General features: G+C 70.2%; 19 protein-coding genes. 8 read left to right on the forward strand and 11 right to left on the reverse strand.

Translation table 11 applies throughout. The features are described from left to right. Positions 1–72 precede the first annotated feature (72 nt). Both DK412_RS23280 and DK412_RS23285 read right to left on the reverse strand, forming a co-directional pair. Positions 73–1,131, reverse strand: coding sequence for an AbrB family transcriptional regulator (locus DK412_RS23280; protein WP_245447206.1), 1,059 nt, complete (start codon positions 1,129–1,131; stop codon positions 73–75). A 73-nt stretch (positions 1,132–1,204) separates the two neighbouring features. Then, the gene (locus tag DK412_RS23285) at positions 1,205–2,170 is read right to left on the reverse strand and encodes a LysR substrate-binding domain-containing protein (protein WP_109973896.1); all 966 of its coding nucleotides are present in this window, start codon (positions 2,168–2,170) and stop codon (positions 1,205–1,207) included. Between the two features lie 178 nt (positions 2,171–2,348). Here DK412_RS23285 and DK412_RS23290 point away from each other — a divergent pair, with 178 nt between their 5' ends. The 4 genes from DK412_RS23290 (at position 2,349) to DK412_RS23305 (ending at position 5,485) form a co-directional block, all read left to right on the forward strand. Next, positions 2,349–3,938, forward strand: coding sequence for a catalase (locus DK412_RS23290; protein ID WP_109973897.1), 1,590 nt, complete (start codon positions 2,349–2,351; stop codon positions 3,936–3,938). 144 nt (positions 3,939–4,082) lie between these two features. Continuing rightward, on the forward strand, positions 4,083–4,550 hold the full coding sequence (locus DK412_RS23295; RefSeq protein ID WP_109973898.1) for a DUF1640 domain-containing protein: 468 nt from the start codon (positions 4,083–4,085) through the stop codon (positions 4,548–4,550). A gap of 42 nt (positions 4,551–4,592) precedes the next feature. Next, positions 4,593–5,060, forward strand: a complete 468-nt coding sequence (locus DK412_RS23300) for a cupin domain-containing protein (protein WP_109973899.1) — start codon at positions 4,593–4,595, stop codon at positions 5,058–5,060. A 38-nt stretch (positions 5,061–5,098) separates the two neighbouring features. After that, complete coding sequence (locus DK412_RS23305; protein WP_109973900.1) at positions 5,099–5,485, forward strand: RidA family protein; 387 nt, start codon at positions 5,099–5,101, stop codon at positions 5,483–5,485. A gap of 28 nt (positions 5,486–5,513) precedes the next feature. Here the strand turns inward: DK412_RS23305 and DK412_RS23310 are convergent, their stop codons facing one another. Beyond that, entirely contained in the window at positions 5,514–5,921 is a 408-nt protein-coding gene (locus tag DK412_RS23310) for a DUF4345 domain-containing protein (RefSeq protein ID WP_109973901.1), read from the reverse strand. Positions 5,922–5,985: 64 nt separating this feature from the next. Further along, positions 5,986–6,444 carry a MaoC family dehydratase gene (locus DK412_RS23315; RefSeq protein WP_109973902.1) on the reverse strand — a complete coding sequence of 153 codons (459 nt, stop codon included), beginning with the start codon at positions 6,442–6,444 and terminating at the stop codon, positions 5,986–5,988. 128 nt (positions 6,445–6,572) lie between these two features. Here DK412_RS23315 and DK412_RS23320 point away from each other — a divergent pair, with 128 nt between their 5' ends. After that, positions 6,573–7,655 (forward strand): inositol-3-phosphate synthase, encoded by a 1,083-nt coding sequence (locus DK412_RS23320; RefSeq protein ID WP_109973903.1) that lies wholly within the window; start codon positions 6,573–6,575, stop codon positions 7,653–7,655. Positions 7,656–7,887: 232 nt separating this feature from the next. Here DK412_RS23320 and ung read toward each other — a convergent pair whose 3' ends face one another. Together ung and DK412_RS23330 are read right to left on the reverse strand one after the other, a co-directional pair. Continuing rightward, positions 7,888–8,592, reverse strand: coding sequence for a uracil-DNA glycosylase (ung, locus tag DK412_RS23325; protein WP_109973904.1), 705 nt, complete (start codon positions 8,590–8,592; stop codon positions 7,888–7,890). Positions 8,593–8,620: 28 nt separating this feature from the next. Beyond that, positions 8,621–10,153, reverse strand: a complete 1,533-nt coding sequence (locus tag DK412_RS23330; protein ID WP_109973905.1) for a bifunctional UDP-sugar hydrolase/5'-nucleotidase — start codon at positions 10,151–10,153, stop codon at positions 8,621–8,623. A 212-nt stretch (positions 10,154–10,365) separates the two neighbouring features. On the opposite strand from DK412_RS23330, the gene hemH reads away from it, so the two are divergent. Then, positions 10,366–11,490 carry a ferrochelatase gene (gene hemH, locus DK412_RS23335; RefSeq protein WP_109973906.1) on the forward strand — a complete coding sequence of 375 codons (1,125 nt, stop codon included), beginning with the start codon at positions 10,366–10,368 and terminating at the stop codon, positions 11,488–11,490. Between the two features lie 63 nt (positions 11,491–11,553). Then, positions 11,554–12,102, forward strand: coding sequence for a methylated-DNA--[protein]-cysteine S-methyltransferase (ogt, locus tag DK412_RS23340; RefSeq protein ID WP_109973907.1), 549 nt, complete (start codon positions 11,554–11,556; stop codon positions 12,100–12,102). A gap of 4 nt (positions 12,103–12,106) precedes the next feature. Here the strand turns inward: ogt and DK412_RS23345 are convergent, their stop codons facing one another. Further along, complete coding sequence (locus DK412_RS23345; RefSeq protein ID WP_109973908.1) at positions 12,107–12,349, reverse strand: hypothetical protein; 243 nt, start codon at positions 12,347–12,349, stop codon at positions 12,107–12,109. Here DK412_RS23345 and DK412_RS23350 point away from each other — a divergent pair. Then, complete coding sequence (locus DK412_RS23350; protein ID WP_109973909.1) at positions 12,348–13,280, forward strand: SDR family oxidoreductase; 933 nt, start codon at positions 12,348–12,350, stop codon at positions 13,278–13,280. The two genes, DK412_RS23345 and DK412_RS23350, sit on opposite strands and share 2 nt — an antisense overlap. Here the strand turns inward: DK412_RS23350 and DK412_RS23355 are convergent. The 4 genes from DK412_RS23355 to groES all read right to left on the reverse strand — a co-directional run bounded on the left by DK412_RS23355 (position 13,240) and on the right by groES (position 16,112). Next, the gene (locus DK412_RS23355; RefSeq protein WP_109973910.1) at positions 13,240–13,695 is read right to left on the reverse strand and encodes a PIN domain-containing protein; all 456 of its coding nucleotides are present in this window, start codon (positions 13,693–13,695) and stop codon (positions 13,240–13,242) included. The two genes, DK412_RS23350 and DK412_RS23355, sit on opposite strands and share 41 nt — an antisense overlap. Beyond that, positions 13,695–13,937, reverse strand: a complete 243-nt coding sequence (locus tag DK412_RS23360; RefSeq protein ID WP_109973911.1) for a type II toxin-antitoxin system Phd/YefM family antitoxin — start codon at positions 13,935–13,937, stop codon at positions 13,695–13,697. The genes DK412_RS23355 and DK412_RS23360 overlap by 1 nt, the downstream gene beginning before the upstream one ends. A gap of 140 nt (positions 13,938–14,077) precedes the next feature. Continuing rightward, the gene (gene groL / locus DK412_RS23365) at positions 14,078–15,718 is read right to left on the reverse strand and encodes a chaperonin GroEL (RefSeq protein ID WP_048433002.1); all 1,641 of its coding nucleotides are present in this window, start codon (positions 15,716–15,718) and stop codon (positions 14,078–14,080) included. Between the two features lie 106 nt (positions 15,719–15,824). Beyond that, positions 15,825–16,112, reverse strand: a complete 288-nt coding sequence (groES, locus tag DK412_RS23370) for a co-chaperone GroES (RefSeq protein WP_048433003.1) — start codon at positions 16,110–16,112, stop codon at positions 15,825–15,827. Positions 16,113–16,261: the final 149 nt, after the last annotated feature.

Below are 16,261 nucleotides of genomic sequence, written 5' to 3' on the forward strand. Positions count from 1 at the left end.
GACGGAACTGCCGGAAGCGACGGGATAGCGGGTTTCGCCACCGGATGCGAGCTTGACTGGTGCGGATCCGCCTCAGCGCGCCGCGCCGGCGCTCCGGGAGATCCACTTCGCCACCAGCGGGCCGGTGATGATGACCACGAGGAGGCGCAGGGTCTGCACCGCGAGGACGAAGGACACGTCGGAATGGGTGCCGACGGCGATGATCGCCACCGAATCGAGCCCGCCCGGGCTCGTCGCCAGGTAGGCGGTGAGGAGATCGATCGGCAGCAGGAAGGTCAGGCCCCAGGCCCAGAGACCGCATAGGGCGATCAGCCCGAAGGTCGCGACCAGCACGCCCGGCAGGGCGAACAGCGTCGCCCGCACGGTGGCGGGGGTGAAGCGCAGGCCCACCGTCCAGCCGATGCCCGCATAGGCCAGCGCCAGGAGCCAGGACGGCAGCGCCATGCCGGCGAGTCCGGTGGCGTGGAGCGTCGCCCCGATGGCGAGCGGGCCGATCAGGGCGCCCGCGGGAATGCGCAGGCGCAGGCCGAGCCAGGCGCCGATGCCCGCCACCGCGAGCGTGCCGAGGACCGCGAGCGGCGCCGGATCCATGTCGGCGCCCGGCACCGCGCCGCTGCCGCCGGCGAGGAAGCGCGCGACCACGGAGGCGGTCAGCGCCACGCAGGCGACCCGGACGTACTGCATGAAGGCGACGAGGCGCGGATCGGCGCCGAACTCCTCCGCCATCGCCACCATCGCCGAGGCCCCGCCGGGCGACGAGCCCCAGGCCGCGGTGGTGCCGGGCAGGAGGCGGATGCGGGTGAGCACCCAGCCGGTGATCGCGGCGGCCACCACCGTGACGCCGACCACGGCGAGGATCAGCAGCCCGTCCTGCATCAGCGTGGCGGCGATCGAGGCGTTGACCGAGTGGGCGACGAGGCAGCCGATCAGCGCCTGCGCGCCCTGGAAGCCGGGCTTCGGCACGCGGATCGGCGCCCCGCGGACCCCGAACACGATGGCCGCGAGCATCGGGCCCAGCAGCAGGGCGGCGGGCAGGCCGGCGAGGTGGAACAGGCCCGCGAGCGCCGCCGAGGCGAGGACGAGGCCCGCCCACAGGGCCGCCGCGCGGACGAGCGAGCGACGGCGATCCATCGCGGCGGGAGTCATGGCGTCCATGGTCGGGGAAAGCCGGGGCCTGGATTGGAAGCTGATGGTGGCCGCGTCGCTATACGGGAATCGTGCCAGTGTCGCGACCGGGGCCGGTCTCCGCCGGCTTCCCGAGGGGCAGCGTTGCGTGCGGCGCATGCGCGCGGAAGAATCCGGCGAGTTCCGAGAGCCCCTCGGCCCGCGGATCGCTGGCGCGCCAGGCGAGCGCGATGGTGCGGCGCGGGCCGTCCGGCCCGAACCGGCGGCAGATCGTGAGCCCGGCGGGATCGGGACCGGGCGGGGCGGCCAGAGCCGGCAGCAGGGTATAGCCGGCGCCCGCCGCCACCATCGAGCGCAGGGTCTCGAGGCTGGTGGCGTGGCGCCCGCTCGCCGGCCCGGCGCCGCAGGCCGCCACCGCCTGGTCGCGCAGGCAGTTGCCCTCGTCGAGGAGCAGCAGGTCCGGCCCGGCGAGGTCGCCCGGGCGCGGCGGCTCCCCACCCGCGAAGGGGTGCTCGGCCGGGCAGGCAAGGAGGAACGGCTCGTCGAAGAGGGCTGACACCGTCAGGCCCGATTCCGGGATCGGCAGGGAGATCAGCGCCGCGTCGGCCCGGCCCTCGCGCAGGGCGTCGAGGATCTCCGCCGTGCGCCCTTCGCTCAAGGCGAGGGCGAGGTCCGGGAAGGCCTGGCGCAGCCCGCGCAGCACCTGCGGGAACAGGTAGGGCCCGAGCGTCTGGATCGCCGCGAGGACGAGGCGGCCGCGTAAGCCCTGGCCGGCCCCCTCGCGGGCGAGCAGCAGCAGGGTTTTGGCCTCCGCCAGCACGGCGCGGGCCTGGCGCACCACCGCCTGGCCGCTCGGGGTGAGGAGCACCCGCCGGTTCGAGCGCTCGAACAGGACGAGACCGAGTGCCTCCTCCAGCTTGCGCACCTGCACGCTCAAGGTCGGCTGGCTCACGGCGCAGCGCTCGGCGGCGCGGCCGAAATGGCCCTCCTCCGCCAGGGCCACGACGTATTCGAGGTCGCGCAGGGACAGGCCGGAGGCGTTCATAGGCTGTGCCTATCACGTGCTTCGCAACGATGCATTTGTTTTCGGGTCACGCAGCGGTCATAGGTTCGAGCGAGAGCAGTTCCAGGGTGTCGGTCCGGCGACCGAGCCCCTATGTGAGCGGTTCCTCGCGCGGTGTCCCCGTCCCGGCACGCCGCGCCTGCACGCCAGAGGAGTTCCCATGAGCGACCAACGCCCGATCCTGACGACCCGCCAGGGCCACCCGGTCCGCGACAATCAGAGCATGCGCACGGTCGGCGAGCGTGGCCCGGCGACCCTCGAGAACTACCAGTTCATCGAGAAGATCACCCATTTCGACCGCGAGCGGATCCCCGAGCGCGTGGTCCACGCCCGCGGCGCCGGCGCCCACGGGTATTTCGAGGCCTACGGCAAGATCGGCGACGAGCCGGCCTCCAAGTACACCCGCGCCCGCGTCCTCAACGAGACCGGCGTGAAGACGCCGATGTTCGTGCGCTTCTCGACCGTGGCCGGCGCCAAGGAGAGCCCGGAGACCGCTCGCGACCCGCGCGGCTTCGCGGTGAAGTTCAAGACCGTCGACGGCAACTGGGACCTCGTCGGCAACAACCTGAAGATCTTCTTCATCCGGGACGCCATCAAGTTTCCGGACATGATCCACGCCTTCAAGCCCGACCCGGTGACCAACCGCCAGGAGGCCTGGCGCTTCTTCGACTTCGTGGCGGCGCACCCCGAGTCGATCCACATGGTGACCTGGCTGAAGTCGCCGTGGGGCATCCCGGCCAATTATCGCGAGATGGAAGGCTCGGGCGTCAACACCTACAAGCTGGTCAACGACCAGGGCGTCGCCCACCTCTGCAAGTTCCACTGGATCCCGAAGCAGGGCGTCCGCAACCTGACCTCGGCCCAGGCCGCAGAGATCCAGGGGCGCGATGTCGGCCACGCGACCAAGGACCTGTACGACAACATCGCCGCCGGCAATTTTCCGGAGTGGGAATTCGCGGTGCAGATCATGCCGGACGGCCCGAACGACCACCTGTCGTTCGATCCGCTCGACGACACCAAGCGCTGGCCCGAGGACCAGTTCCCGCTGCTGAAGTGCGGCCGCATGGTGCTCGACCGGGTGCCTGACAACTTCTTCGCCGATGTCGAGCAATCGGCCTTCGGCACCGGCGTGCTGGTCGACGGGATCGACTTCTCGGACGACAAGATGCTCCAGGGGCGCACCCTGTCCTACTCGGACACCCAGCGCTACCGCGTCGGCCCGAACTACCTGCAACTGCCGATCAACGCGCCGGCGCCGGGCGTGAAGACCGCGACCAACCAGCGCGACGGCCAGATGACGTTCTACGTCGACGGGGTCGGCGAGAACAAGCACATCAACTACGAGCCGAGCACCATCGGCCAGGGCCTCCGTGAGGCTCCGAAGCCGGCGCGTGAGTACCACCAGCCGGTCGAGGGCAAGCTCGGCCGCTACCAGACCAGCCGCACCGAGGACGATTACGCCCAGGCCGGCGAGCGCTACCGCTCCTTCGAGGAATGGGAGCGCGAGGACCTGATCGCCAACCTGGTCGGCGACATGAAGGAGTGCCCCGAGGCGATCCAGCTCCGGATGGTCTGGCACTTCTGGCACGCCGACGAGGAGTACGGCCGCCGCGTCGCGGAAGGAGCGGGCATCGACCTCGAGAAGGCCAAGGCCCTGCCGCCGCTCCCGGGCCGCGCCGCCCCCGGCCAGCGCCTGAAGGCCGAGACCTACACCGACGGCTCGCAGGCCCACAAGGTCGCGGCCGAGTAAGGTCAAGACGTCGAGGGCTTCGCGTGTGACGAGCCCCGCCCGGAGCGATCCGGGCGGGGCTTTTACGTTGGGGAAGGATGGAAGCGGAACCGTCGAGGTGATATCCCGAGGTGATATCCTTGGCCGCGTGCCCGGATGCCTCGCATGACGGCCATCGCCTTCGATACGCTGAAACTCGCCCGCACCCTGCGGGACAAGGCCAAGCTGTCGCCGGATCAGGCGGAAGGCTTCGCCGAGGCGATCTCCGACGCGGTGCAGGGTGATCTCGCGACCAAGTCGGACCTGAAAGCGTCCGAAGCGGCTCTTCGCGCCGATATCAAGGCTGTTGAGCCCGGCCTGCGTGCCGAGATCAAAGAGGTCGAGACAACCCTGCGCACCGAGATCAAAGGGGTTGAGGCGGGCCTGCGCACCGACATCGCTGCCCTTCGGGCTGACCATAAGGCCCTCGCCAGCGATCTACAGGGAATGGAAAAGAATTTGCGCTCCGATTTCAAGGCGCAGCTCTCGGAGACGCGGGCCGAGCTGGCCAAGTGGATGATCGGGGCAGTCGGCTTGCAGACCGTCGCCATCACCGGCGCGATGATCACCCTGCTTCGCATCCTCAAGCCCTGAACCGGCGTTGCCCCGGGAATCGCCCACGAGGAGCTTCACGCCATGGATACGCCCTCCGAGCCCGGCACCGGCGTCACGATCGGCGGGATGCAGGTGCGCTACCTCGCCCGCAGCGACGCCACGCACGACGCGATCGGCATCTACGGCATGACCCTGGCCCCGCGCTCGCCCGGGGCCGGGCTGCACCGCCATGCCCGGCTCACCGAGGCGTTCGAGGTCCACGAGGGTGCCCTCACCCTGCGGCTGAACGATCGCGACGTGACGGTGGGGCCCGGCGGCTTCGTGCTGGTGCGCCCGGGCGAGCCGCACGCCTTCGCCAATCGCGGGATCGAGCCGGTCCGCTTCACCCTCACCTTCACCCCGGCGCTCCGCCGTGAGGGCTTCTTCGAGGGGCTGGCGGCGCTCGCGACGGAGGACCGCCTGCGGGACGAGGGCGCGATGCGGGCCCTGATGGCGGCCTACGACCAGGAGCCCCTCGCCGGCTTCGCGGGCTGGAGCGAGTTCGGCTGACGCGCCATGCTCTCCCCGGACGAATCGGGAGGGCAGGGATGCGGCGGCGGATCGACGGCGGCTCGAGCTTCGAGCGCGAGTACGGCTATTCCCGCGCGGTGGTGCAGAACGGCTTCGTGTTCGTGGCCGGCACCACCGGCTACGACTACGCCGCGATGACGATGCCGGACGAGGCCGGTGCCCAGGCCGAGGCGTGCTGGCGCACCATCGCGGGCGTGCTGGATCAGGCGGGCTCGTCGCTGGAGCACGTCGTGCGCGCCACCTACTACGTCACCGACCGGGCGGAGGCCGAGGCGGTGCTGACGGTCTGCGGCCGGGTGCTGCGGGAGATCCGCCCGGCCGCGACCCTGGTGGTGGTCGCAGGCCTGCTGCGGCCGGAGATGAAGGTGGAGATCGAGGTGACGGCCCTGCTGCCGAAGGGCTGACGCCACCCCGGTCCGCCGGCGGGGAGGCCTACAGAACCGGCGTCCCCGCCCGGTTCGCCACCCGGATCTGCCACAGGCACAGGAGCGGCGTGACCACCAGCTCCATGCCGAGCGCCGCCAGCATGGTGAGCGAGGGCAGGCCGGTGAGCCACAGGCCGAGCAGCCGGGCGAGGCCGCCCAGCACCACCACCATCGTCAGGAAGCGGAACAGCGAGGTCTTGGCCTCGATTCCCGGGACCGTCGACCAGAACAGCAGGCCGATCCCGAGCAGCAGGCCGGACAGGTAGCGGAAATGGCTGTCGCTCGAGATGTCGAAGGCGCCGCCACCGAGGCCGGCCTGGCCGAACAGCACGCCGTAAAGGCCGCCCAGCACCGGGACCAGCCCCGCCACAGCCACCACGCGCTGAAGGGCGCGCCGCTCGGTCTCGAAGGTCATTCCCGCTCCCTTGCTCGCGGCTCCGCTGACGTCTCCCCCGACAATCCGTCAGGGCGCGCCGGGTTCACCAATGGTGCAGCACCACCGCCTCGGCGAGGCAGGCCGGCTTCGCGCCGCCCTCGATCTCCACGGTCACGCCGTAGGTGGTGCGCAGGCCCCGGGGCGGCACGTCGAGGGCCGCCGCCACCCGCACCCGGCCGCGCAGGCGGGCATTGACGATGACCGGCGCCGGGAATCGCACCCGGTCGAGGCCGTAATTCAGGCTGAGGCGCAAGCCCTCCAGGCGGCGCACCCCGGCGATGAAGCGCGGTACCAGCGACAGGGTAAGATAGCCGTGCGCCACCGTGGCGCCGTAGGGAGATTCGCGCGCCGCCCGCTCCGGGTCGACATGGATCCACTGATGGTCGTCCGTCGCCTCGGCGAAGCGGTCGATCATCGCCTGGTCGACGGTCACCCACGCGCCGACGCCGATCTCCTGACCGATCGCCGCCTTCAGGGCCTCCGGCCCGTCGAAGATCTCCATGCGTGCTCCTCCCGTGTCGCGCGCACCCTACGACTCGTTCGCCGGTCCGGTCACGCTCGATCGGGGTCGATACTCCGGCGGAGTGTTCTAGTTGCAGGGGTAAGTTCCTGAGACGAGGAGGGCGGGCGGTGGGCCAGAAGAGCGTGCGGGTCGCGATCGCGGGAATCGGCAACTGCGCTTCCTCCTTCGTGCAGGGCCTGACCTATTACCGGGAGGCCGGCCCCGGCGTGGCGGTGCCGGGCCTGATGAGCCCCGATCTCGGCGGCTACCGGGTGGCGGACGTACGCGTGGTGGCGGCTTTCGACGTCGCGAGGGACAAGGTCGGCCGCGACGTCGCCGAGGCGATCCTGGCCTCGCCCAACAACACCGCCCGCTTCGCCGAGGTCGCGCCGACCGGCGTCACGGTCGAGCGCGGGCCTACCCTCGACGGGCTCGGCCGCTACATCGAGGCGATCGTGCCGGAATCGCCGGCCCGGCCGGTGGACGTGGCGGCGTCCTTGCGCCGCTCGGGCGCCGAGGTGCTGGTCTCCTATCTGCCGGTCGGCTCGCAAGCTGCCACCGAATACTACGCGGAGGCCGCGCTGGCGGCGGGCTGCGCCTTCGTCAACTGCATCCCGGTCTTCATCGCCTCGCATCCCGAGTGGCGCCAGCGCTTCGCGCGGGCCGGGCTGCCGCTCATCGGCGACGACATCAAGAGCCAGGTCGGCGCGACCATCGTGCACCGGGCGCTGGCCCATCTCTTCCGCGAACGCGGCGTCACGCTGGACCGGACCTACCAGCTCAATTTCGGCGGCAACGCCGACTTCCGCAACATGCTGGAGCGCGAGCGGCTCGAATCGAAGAAGATCTCGAAGACGCAATCAGTGCAGAGCCAACTCGAGACGGCGCTCCCGCCCGACGACATCCATGTCGGACCCAGCGATTACGTGCCGTGGCTCACCGACCGCAAATGGGCGCATATCCGCCTGGAGGGTACGGCGTTCGGCGGGGTGCCGCTGAACCTCGAACTGAAGCTGGAGGTGTGGGACTCGCCGAACTCCGCCGGCATCGTCATCGACGCGGTGCGCTGCGCCGCCCTGGCGCGGGAGCGCGGCATCGGCGGGGCGCTGATCGGCCCTTCGAGCTGGCTGATGAAATCGCCGCCGGAGCAGTTTTCGGACGAGGAGGCCCACCGGCGGATGCTGGCCTTCGTGGCGGGGGAGGGGGCGTAGGGCGCTGTCTCCGTCGCTCCGCAAACCGAGACTTGCCCGGTAACTCTCCACGTCATCCCGGGGCTCGCCGCAGGCGAGAACCCCGGATCCATAACCGCTGGGGTCTACAGGAGAGGCGAACGGCGTTCCGGTTCATCCTGCACCGTCGGAGGTTATGGATCCCGGGTTCCGCTGCGCGGCCCCGGGATGACGCGGAGGGTTTCAGGATTGCCGCAGGAATACGGCCATTCTGCTAGGTCAGCCGCCAGTCGATCGCCTCCAGCCCCTTCTCCGCCAGCCAGGCATTCGCCTGGCCGAACGGCCGGCTGCCGCGGAAATCCGCCTTGCGGTTGAGGGGCGAGGGATGGCCGGCCTCCAGCACGAGGTGCTTCTCCCGGTCGATCAGGGCGGCGCGCTGGCGGGCCGGCGCGCCCCAGAGCAGGAAGGCGACCGCCGGACGCTCCGCCGAGACCGCCGAGACCGCCTGGTCGGTGAGCGCCGACCAGCCGAGCTTCATATGCGCGCCGGACTTGCCGGCCTCGACGGTCAGCGCCGCGTTGAGGAGCAGCACGCCCTGGCGAGCCCAGGGGCTCAGGTCGCCGGTCGTCGGCACGCTCGTACCGGTCTCCTCCGCCATCTCGGCCAGGATCACCTTCAGCGAGGCCGGCAGCCGGCGCCCGCCGACATAGGAGAAGGCGAGGCCGTGGGCGTCGCCCAGCGTCGGATAGGGGTCCTGGCCGAGGATCACCGCCCGGACCCGGTCGAGCGGCGTCAGGGTCAGGGCGTTGAAGATGTTTTCGGGCGCCGGCAGCACCCGGGCGCCGGACTCGCGCCTCGCATCGACCGCCTCGGCCACCCGCTCGGCGCTGCCGTCCTGGAAGAACGGCAGGGCGAGCCACGGCGACCCGGAGGCGCGGAAGCGGGCGAGGGCGCCCGCGACGGTTTGGTCTGTCGGCATCGGACCTTGGCACAAGCGAGATCGAGGGTCAGCGGATGGTCAGGCGCCCCGTCTCGATCGTCAGCGGCGCGTTGGCGCGGATGTAGGACATGACCACGTTGGCGACGAGCGTGCCGTCGGTGGCGCCGACGAGGGTGCGCCCCTCGGCCAGCATTCCGTAATCGTTGCCGCCGGCGAGCATGAAGTTGTTGGCCGCGACCGTATAGGTCCGGTTCGGGTCGAGGGGCGCCCCGCCGACCGTCACCGCGACGACCCGCTTGCCCGCGGCGGCGGCCGAATCGACCGTGACGGCGACCCCCGACACCTGCGGGAATCGCCCGGCGGAGCGGCCGAGCTCCGAGAACCCGTTCTCCAGGGCGGCGAGCACCTGCGCGCCGGTGATCCTCACCAGCACCGAGGTGTTGCCGAAGGGCAGCTCGGTCAGCACGTCGCGGCGGGTCAGCTCGGAATCGGCCGGGTAGGTCCGGTTGCCGCGGATGCCGCCGCCGTTCATCAGGCCGATCTCGGCCTCGGCGGCGTGGCGCAGGGCGTCGGCGATCAGGTCGCCGAAGACGGTCTCGCGCCGGCGCACGGCGTCGATGCGGGTGTCGAGGGGGTTGGTCACCCGGCCGAGCGGCACGTCGAGCTCGCGGGCAAGCTCGCTCTCCTGGCGCTGGACCACCGCCAGCACCTCCGGATCCGGCTCGATCTCGGCGGTGTCGTGGATGCGGAAGGCGGCGGTCCAGGTCAGGGCCTTGCCGGTCCCCTCCGCCTTCACGTCGATGGCGGTGACGTACTCGGCGTCGTGGCCGGATTCGGCGAAGACCGTGCGGCCGTCGTAGCGGAGCGCCAGGTCGTGGTCGTGGCCCGAGAGCACGATGTCGGCGTGGCGGCTCGCCACCAGGGCGTCGTCGGTCGCCCGGTCGGTGTGGCAGACGGCGAGCACCATCTCGGCGCCCGCCGCGCGCAAGGCCGCCGCCTCGCGGGCGAGCGTCGCGACCGCCGGCCCGAACCGCCAGTCGCCCGATTGCGACTTGGCTGGCGTCTCCGGCAGCGCGATGCCGACCACGCCGACCTTGATCCCCCCGAGGGCCAGGATCGTCGACTCGCTCGTGCCCGGCACCGGGCTGCCGTCGGGCCGGCGCAGGTTGGCGGCAAACACCGGAAAATTCGCGGCTTTCATCCGCTCGAGATAGACGTCCTGGCCGAAATCGAACTCGTGGTTGCCCGGCACGAACACGTCCGGCTTGATCAGGTTGGTCAGCTCGACGATGTGGCGCCCCTTGTCGATGCCCGACATCAGCGAGGGCGAGAGGGTGTCGCCGGCGTGGCAGACCAGGACCGGCCGGCCAATCCCCCGCTCGGTTCTCGCGCGCTCGGCCCTGACCACGGCGGCGAGCTTCGGGAAGCCGCCGCGGCCGTCGACCGCGCCCATCCGGTAGATGTCGTTGACGAGGATCAGGGTGAAGTCGACGTCCGGCCCCCGCGCGGCGGCAGGGCCCCCCGCCAGACCCAAGAAACCACTACCTAGGCCGGCCCCGAGGCCGAGGGCGAGGGTCTGGCGGCGGCTGGGCGCGGTCATGCGGGGCTCCGGCGGGCTGCGAGGGCGCCCGTTTTGGTCGAGGGGTGCTTGTCTCACGGGCATCTTGACCGTTGGATGTCGCCCGCGCACCGCGGTGCAGCGTCACGACACGTTGGTTCGGGCGGCCTTTGCGCTATGTAGACGGCCACCCGACGCGAAACAGACGGGCCCGGGCGCGCCATCCTCCGGGCCGACCAGCAGACCGGACGACCATGAACGAGGTGACCCCGAACGCCGCGCTCGCCCGCGGCGCCACCCCTGTCGGCCAGACGGGCGCGAGCGCCGCCGGGCAGGCCGCCGTCAAGTCCGCCGGCGGGGCCGGAACCTTGCCGGCCGACCACCCGCCGGTGCGCTGGGGCCGGATCGGCGTGCTCCTGATGAATCTCGGCACGCCGGAGGGCACGAGCTACTGGCCGATGCGGCGCTACCTGAAGGAGTTCCTGTCCGACCGGCGGGTGATCGAAGTGCCGCGCGCGATCTGGTGGCCGCTCCTCAACCTCGTGATCCTGACCAAGCGCCCTGGCCCGAAGGGGCGCGACTACGCCTCGGTCTGGAACACCGAGCGCGACGAGGGCCCGCTCAAGACCATCACCCGCGGCCAGGCCGAGAAGCTGCAGGCGGCGATGGGCGATCGTGTCGTGGTCGACTGGGCGATGCGCTACGGCAAGCCCGAGGTCGACCAGCGCATCCAGGCCCTGCTCGACCAGGGCTGCGACCGCATCCTGCTGGTGCCGCTCTATCCGCAATACGCCGCCGCGACCTCGGCCACCGCCTGCGACCAGGCGTTCCGGGCGCTGATGAAGATGCGCTGGCAGCCGACGGTGCGGGTCTCGCCGCCCTATCACGACGACCCGGTCTACATCGAGGCGGTGGCGAGCGCGATCCGCCGCGACCTCGCCGCCCTCGACTTCGAGCCCGAGGTGATCCTCACCTCGTTCCACGGCGTGCCGAAATCGTACCTGCTGAAGGGCGATCCCTATCACTGCCAGTGCGTGAAGACCGGCCGGCTGATCCGCGAGGCGCTCGGCTACTCGCCCGAGCGGATGCGGACGACCTTCCAGTCGCGCTTCGGCAACGAGGAATGGCTGAAGCCCTATACCGACGAGACCGTGAAGGAACTGGCGGCGCAAGGGGTGAAGCGCCTCGCCATCGTGGCGCCGGGCTTCACGGCCGACTGCCTCGAGACGCTCGAGGAACTCGACGGCGAGAACCGGCACTATTTCGAGGATGGCGGCGGCACGCACTTCGCCTACCTGCCCTGCCTCAACGACGGCCCGGAGGGCATGCGGGTGATCGAGCACGTCGTCGCCCGGGAGTTGAAGGGCTGGCTCGACTGAGCGGTGGACGGGGCGGCCCGGGCGATCCCGGCGGCCCTGCATCCGGCTTAAAGTCCGAATGCCATGCCCGCGCCCATCCCCTTCCTCCTCGGCACGCTTCCGACGCCGATCGGCACGATGCTGCTGGTCTTCGACGAGGACGCCGCGTTGCGCGCCCTCGACTGGTCGGACCATGAGGAGCGGATGCGGCGCCTGCTGCGCCTGCATTACGGCACCGCCTTCACCCTGCGCGACGCCGCTCCGCCGCCGGCCCTGCGTGACCCGATCGAGGCCTACTTCGCCGGCGATCTCGCGGCCATCGATGCGCTCGCGGTCCGTCACAACGGGACCGCCTTCCAGCGCGAGGTCTGGGCGGCGCTCCGAACGATTCCGGTCGGCACTACCCTGAGCTACGGCGCGCTCGCGCAGCGCCTCGGCCGGACCAAGGCGGTGCGGGCGGTCGGGCTCGCCAACGGCGCCAACCCGGTCGGCCTCGTCGTGCCGTGCCACCGGGTGATCGGGGCGAATGCCAGCCTCACCGGCTATGGCGGTGGGCTCCATCGCAAGCAATGGCTGCTCGCCCACGAGGGGGTGAGGCTCGGGGGGCGGCAGGGGATGCTGGATCTGGGGTGAGAGCCTATTCGGAGGTATCGACGGCCTCGAAGCCCTCCATCGTCATCCCGGGGCCGCACAGCGGAACCCGGGATCCATAAACGCTGACATTCGACGATGAAGCGGAACGCTGGCCGCCCCGTTCCGCACCATCGGCGGTCATGGATCCCGGGTTCTCGACTTCGTCGAGTTCCGGGAAGACGTCGAGCAATGTCGATGTCCGTGCCAGATCGACGTCGCAGATTCCCCTCGCCTGCGAGACCACCATGCATCGGCTGACCGGGAAGACCTGCATCGTCACCGGCGCCGCGCGCGGCATTGGGCGTGCCATCGCGGCCCGCTTCCGGCAGGAGGGCGGCGAGGTCGTCGTCACAGACGTCGACGAGGCGGCCGGCGTTGTCACTGCCTCCGAAATCGGTGCGCGGTTCATTCGCCTGGATGTCGGCCGGGAGGAGGATTGGCTGCACCTCGCCGACGCCGTCCCGGCCGCCGACGTGGTGGTGAACAATGCCGGCATCACCGGCTTCGAGAAGGGCCCGGTCCCCCACGACCCCGAGCATGCGAGGCTCGAGGATTGGCGCGCGGTCCATCGCGTCAACCTCGACGGCACCTTCCTCGGCTGCCGCTACGCGATCCGCGCGATGAAGGCGCGCGGCCAAGGTTCGATCGTCCAAGGTTCGATCGTCAAAGGCTCGATCATCAACATCTCGTCGCGCTCGGGGCTGGTCGGCATTCCGGCCGCCGCGGCCTACGCCTCGTCGAAGGCCGCGATCCGCAACCACACAAAGACGGTCGCGCTCTACTGCGCGCAGCAGGGCTGGGCGATCCGCTGCAACGCCATCCATCCGGCGGCGATCCTGACGCCGATCTGGGAGCCGATGCTGGGCGAGGGGCCTGGGCGCGCGGCGCGGAGGGCGGCGCTCGTCGCCGACACCCCGCTCAAGCGTTTCGGCACGCCGGAGGAGGTCGCGGCGGTGGCGGCGATGCTCGCCTCGGACGAGGCCGCCTGCATGACGGGAGCGGAACTCAACCTGGACGGCGGGATTGCTGGCGGGGTCGGCGGCGAGCCCGGGATAGCGATCGGGAGTGCCGTTGCCGCCTTCGGCGAAACCGCCCTCACCATGCAGGGAATGCCAGATCCCGAAGTGGCGCTCATGATCAGCCGGGAATCGGTGGCACGCCAGACTCATACGGATTGACGAACGCGACGCCCATCGGCGCGAAGTCCTTCGCGTTGCGCGTCAGGACGCACAAGCCGCGCAGCTCGGCCGTCGCCGCGATAGCCGCATCGGCGAAGCCCGGCGAGGCTCCACGCATCTGCGCACGGGCCGAGAGGATCCCGGTCAGGCGGGCCGCGTCACGGTCGAGGGGCAGGATGCGGGGGCCGTAAAGGTGTTCCACGACGTCGAGCCAGGCCCGCAGCCGTGCCGCCTTCCGCGGTTCACCCCGGATCATCGACCGCTCGATCCCGGCCATCACCTCGGCAACCGTCACGACCGAGAGCCACAGGTGATCCGCGGCAGCTTCCAGCCAGTCGGCCAGATCGCGAAAGGCGAGATCGGTCTCCTTCGTCGGCGCTCCCTGCGACAGGATGTTGGTGTCGACGAGGTACATCAGACGTCGAAGTCGCGCAGCGGGGTCCGGTCGCGCTCCGGCAGGTCGCCGTCGCGCAATCCCGACGAGGCGAGGAGCCTGCCGAAATCCGGGACCGTCGAGAGCCGCTGCCAATCGGCGTAGGACAGCACGACCGCCTCCGGTCTACCGTGACGGGTGATGACGCTCGGCTCGCCGCGGACGGCATCGTCAATGACGGCGGACAGAGTCGCCTTGGCATCCCGAAGCTGAATCTCGCGCATCGCATCCTCTTATGACCACAATAGTCATAATTTGTGATGAAGGCTTTGCGTCCGCAAGCGCGTCGTGAGCCGGCACAAACGAAAAGGGGGCCGCCTTTCGGCGACCCCCTCCCGTCTCTCGAAGACTGGTTGGCTTGGACTTAGAAGTCCATGCCGCCCATGCCGCCGCCCGGCATGGCCGGAGCGGGGCTGTCCTTCTTCGGGGCGTCGGCGACCATCGCCTCGGTCGTCACCAGCAGGCCGGCCACCGAGGCGGCGTCCTGCAGGGCGGTGCGCACGACCTTGGCCGGGTCGACGATGCCGGCCTGGATCATGTCGACGTACTCTTCGGTCTGGGCGTTGAAGCCGTAGGTCTCCGAGTCGCCCTTGTCGCCGATCTTGCCGACCACGATCGAGCCCTCGACGCCGGCGTTGCTGGCGATCTGGCGGATCGGGGCCTCAAGGGCCTTCAGGACGATCTTGATACCGGCCTGGACGTCGGCGTTGTCGCTCGACAGGCCGGCCACGGCCTTCTTGGCGCGCAGGAGCGCGGTGCCGCCGCCGGGAACGATGCCTTCCTCGACCGCCGCGCGGGTGGCGTGGAGGGCGTCGTCGACGCGGTCCTTCTTCTCCTTGACCTCGACCTCGGTCGCGCCGCCGACGCGGATCACCGCGACGCCGCCCGCGAGCTTGGCCAGACGCTCCTGGAGCTTCTCGCGGTCGTAGTCCGAGGTGGTCTCCTCGATCTGCGCCTTGATCTGCTGGACGCGGGCCTCGATGTCGGCCTTCTCGCCGGCGCCGTCGATGATCGTGGTGTTCTCCTTCTCGATGCGGACGCGCTTGGCGCGGCCGAGCATCGGGAGGGTCACGTTCTCGAGCTTGATGCCGAGGTCCTCGGCGATCATCTGACCCTGGGTCAGGATCGCGATGTCCTCGAGCATGGCCTTGCGACGGTCACCGAAGCCCGGCGCCTTCACGGCCGCGACCTTCAGGCCGCCGCGCAGCTTGTTGACGACGAGGGTGGCGAGCGCCTCGCCCTCGATGTCCTCGGCGACGATCAGCAGCGGCTTGCCGGTCTGGACGACGGCCTCGAGCACCGGCAGCATCGCCTGCAGCGACGACAGCTTCTTCTCGTGGATGAGGATGTAGGGATCCTCGAGCTCGGCGATCATCTTCTCCGCATTCGTGATGAAGTACGGGGAGAGGTAGCCGCGGTCGAACTGCATGCCCTCGACGACGTCGAGCTCGGTCTCGGCGGTCTTCGCCTCCTCGACCGTGATCACGCCCTCGTTGCCGACCTTCTGCATGGCATGGGCGATCATCTCGCCGATGTCCTTGTCGCCGTTGGCCGAGATCGTGCCGACCTGGGCGATCTCCTCCGAGGCCGACACCTTCTTGGCGCGGCTCTGGATGTCCTTCACGGCGGCCTGGGTGGCGAGGTCGATGCCGCGCTTCAGGTCCATCGGGTTCATGCCGGCGGCGACGTACTTGGCGCCCTCGCGGACGATCGCCTGGGCCAGCACGGTCGCGGTGGTGGTGCCGTCACCCGCGATGTCGTTGGTCTTCGAGGCCACTTCGCGCACCATCTGGGCGCCCATGTTCTCGAACTTGTCGGCGAGCTCGATCTCCTTGGCGACGGTCACGCCGTCCTTGGTGATCCGGGGCGCGCCGAAGCTCTTCTCGATCACGACGTTGCGGCCCTTCGGGCCGAGCGTGACCTTCACGGCATCCGCCAGGATGTCCACGCCGCGCAGCATCTTCTCGCGGGCGTCGGAGGCGAAACGGACGTCTTTCGCTGCCATGGTGAATCCTCTCAGTGACTCGGTGTTGCGGGGGGAAACCCTCGGGCGTCAGCTCCCGAAACAGGGGCGCCGCCGTCAGGCTTGCAGGGCGATCAGGGGGTGGCGGTCAGGCCAGCACGCCCATGATGTCGGACTCCTTCATGATGAGGAGGTCCTTGCCGTCGATCTTGACCTCGGTGCCCGACCACTTGCCGAACAGGACGCGGTCGCCGGCCTTGACGTCGAGGGGGTTCAGCTTGCCGGACTCGTCGCGGGCGCCGGGCCCGACGGCGACGATCTCGCCCTCTTGCGGCTTCTCCTTGGCGGTGTCCGGGATGATGATGCCGCCCTTGGTCTTCTCCTCGCTCTCGATGCGACGGACGACGACACGGTCGTGCAGCGGACGGAATTGCATGTGCTGCCCTCTTGCTTCGCAGAACGCATTGCGGTTGGTGCTGGCGCCGAAGCCGCCTGCCAACCCGGGCATTAGCACTCTCGTGAGGTGAGTGCTAAGGCTGGCGTGGAGATAATCGGGCCGCGCGGGCGAGTCAAGGCGCTGGCGTG

Origin of the sequence: Methylobacterium sp. 17Sr1-1, assembly GCF_003173775.1 — a bacterium.
Lineage (GTDB): Bacteria > Pseudomonadota > Alphaproteobacteria > Rhizobiales > Beijerinckiaceae > Methylobacterium.

Coding starts and splice junctions, on each gene's coding strand:
- DK412_RS23280 (WP_245447206.1), bottom strand. CDS start 1,131: ATGGATCGCCGTCGCTCGCTCGTCCGCGCGGCGGCCCTGTGGGCGGGC.
- DK412_RS23285 (WP_109973896.1), bottom strand. CDS start 2,170: ATGAACGCCTCCGGCCTGTCCCTGCGCGACCTCGAATACGTCGTGGCC.
- DK412_RS23290 (WP_109973897.1), top strand. CDS start 2,349: ATGAGCGACCAACGCCCGATCCTGACGACCCGCCAGGGCCACCCGGTC.
- DK412_RS23295 (WP_109973898.1), top strand. CDS start 4,083: ATGACGGCCATCGCCTTCGATACGCTGAAACTCGCCCGCACCCTGCGG.
- DK412_RS23300 (WP_109973899.1), top strand. CDS start 4,593: ATGGATACGCCCTCCGAGCCCGGCACCGGCGTCACGATCGGCGGGATG.
- DK412_RS23305 (WP_109973900.1), top strand. CDS start 5,099: ATGCGGCGGCGGATCGACGGCGGCTCGAGCTTCGAGCGCGAGTACGGC.
- DK412_RS23310 (WP_109973901.1), bottom strand. CDS start 5,921: ATGACCTTCGAGACCGAGCGGCGCGCCCTTCAGCGCGTGGTGGCTGTG.
- DK412_RS23315 (WP_109973902.1), bottom strand. CDS start 6,444: ATGGAGATCTTCGACGGGCCGGAGGCCCTGAAGGCGGCGATCGGTCAG.
- ung (WP_109973904.1), bottom strand. CDS start 8,592: ATGCCGACAGACCAAACCGTCGCGGGCGCCCTCGCCCGCTTCCGCGCC.
- DK412_RS23330 (WP_109973905.1), bottom strand. CDS start 10,153: ATGACCGCGCCCAGCCGCCGCCAGACCCTCGCCCTCGGCCTCGGGGCC.
- hemH (WP_109973906.1), top strand. CDS start 10,366: ATGAACGAGGTGACCCCGAACGCCGCGCTCGCCCGCGGCGCCACCCCT.
- ogt (WP_109973907.1), top strand. CDS start 11,554: ATGCCCGCGCCCATCCCCTTCCTCCTCGGCACGCTTCCGACGCCGATC.
- DK412_RS23350 (WP_109973909.1), top strand. CDS start 12,348: ATGCATCGGCTGACCGGGAAGACCTGCATCGTCACCGGCGCCGCGCGC.
- DK412_RS23345 (WP_109973908.1), bottom strand. CDS start 12,349: ATGGTGGTCTCGCAGGCGAGGGGAATCTGCGACGTCGATCTGGCACGG.
- DK412_RS23355 (WP_109973910.1), bottom strand. CDS start 13,695: ATGTACCTCGTCGACACCAACATCCTGTCGCAGGGAGCGCCGACGAAG.
- DK412_RS23360 (WP_109973911.1), bottom strand. CDS start 13,937: ATGCGCGAGATTCAGCTTCGGGATGCCAAGGCGACTCTGTCCGCCGTC.
- groL (WP_048433002.1), bottom strand. CDS start 15,718: ATGGCAGCGAAAGACGTCCGTTTCGCCTCCGACGCCCGCGAGAAGATG.
- groES (WP_048433003.1), bottom strand. CDS start 16,112: ATGCAATTCCGTCCGCTGCACGACCGTGTCGTCGTCCGTCGCATCGAG.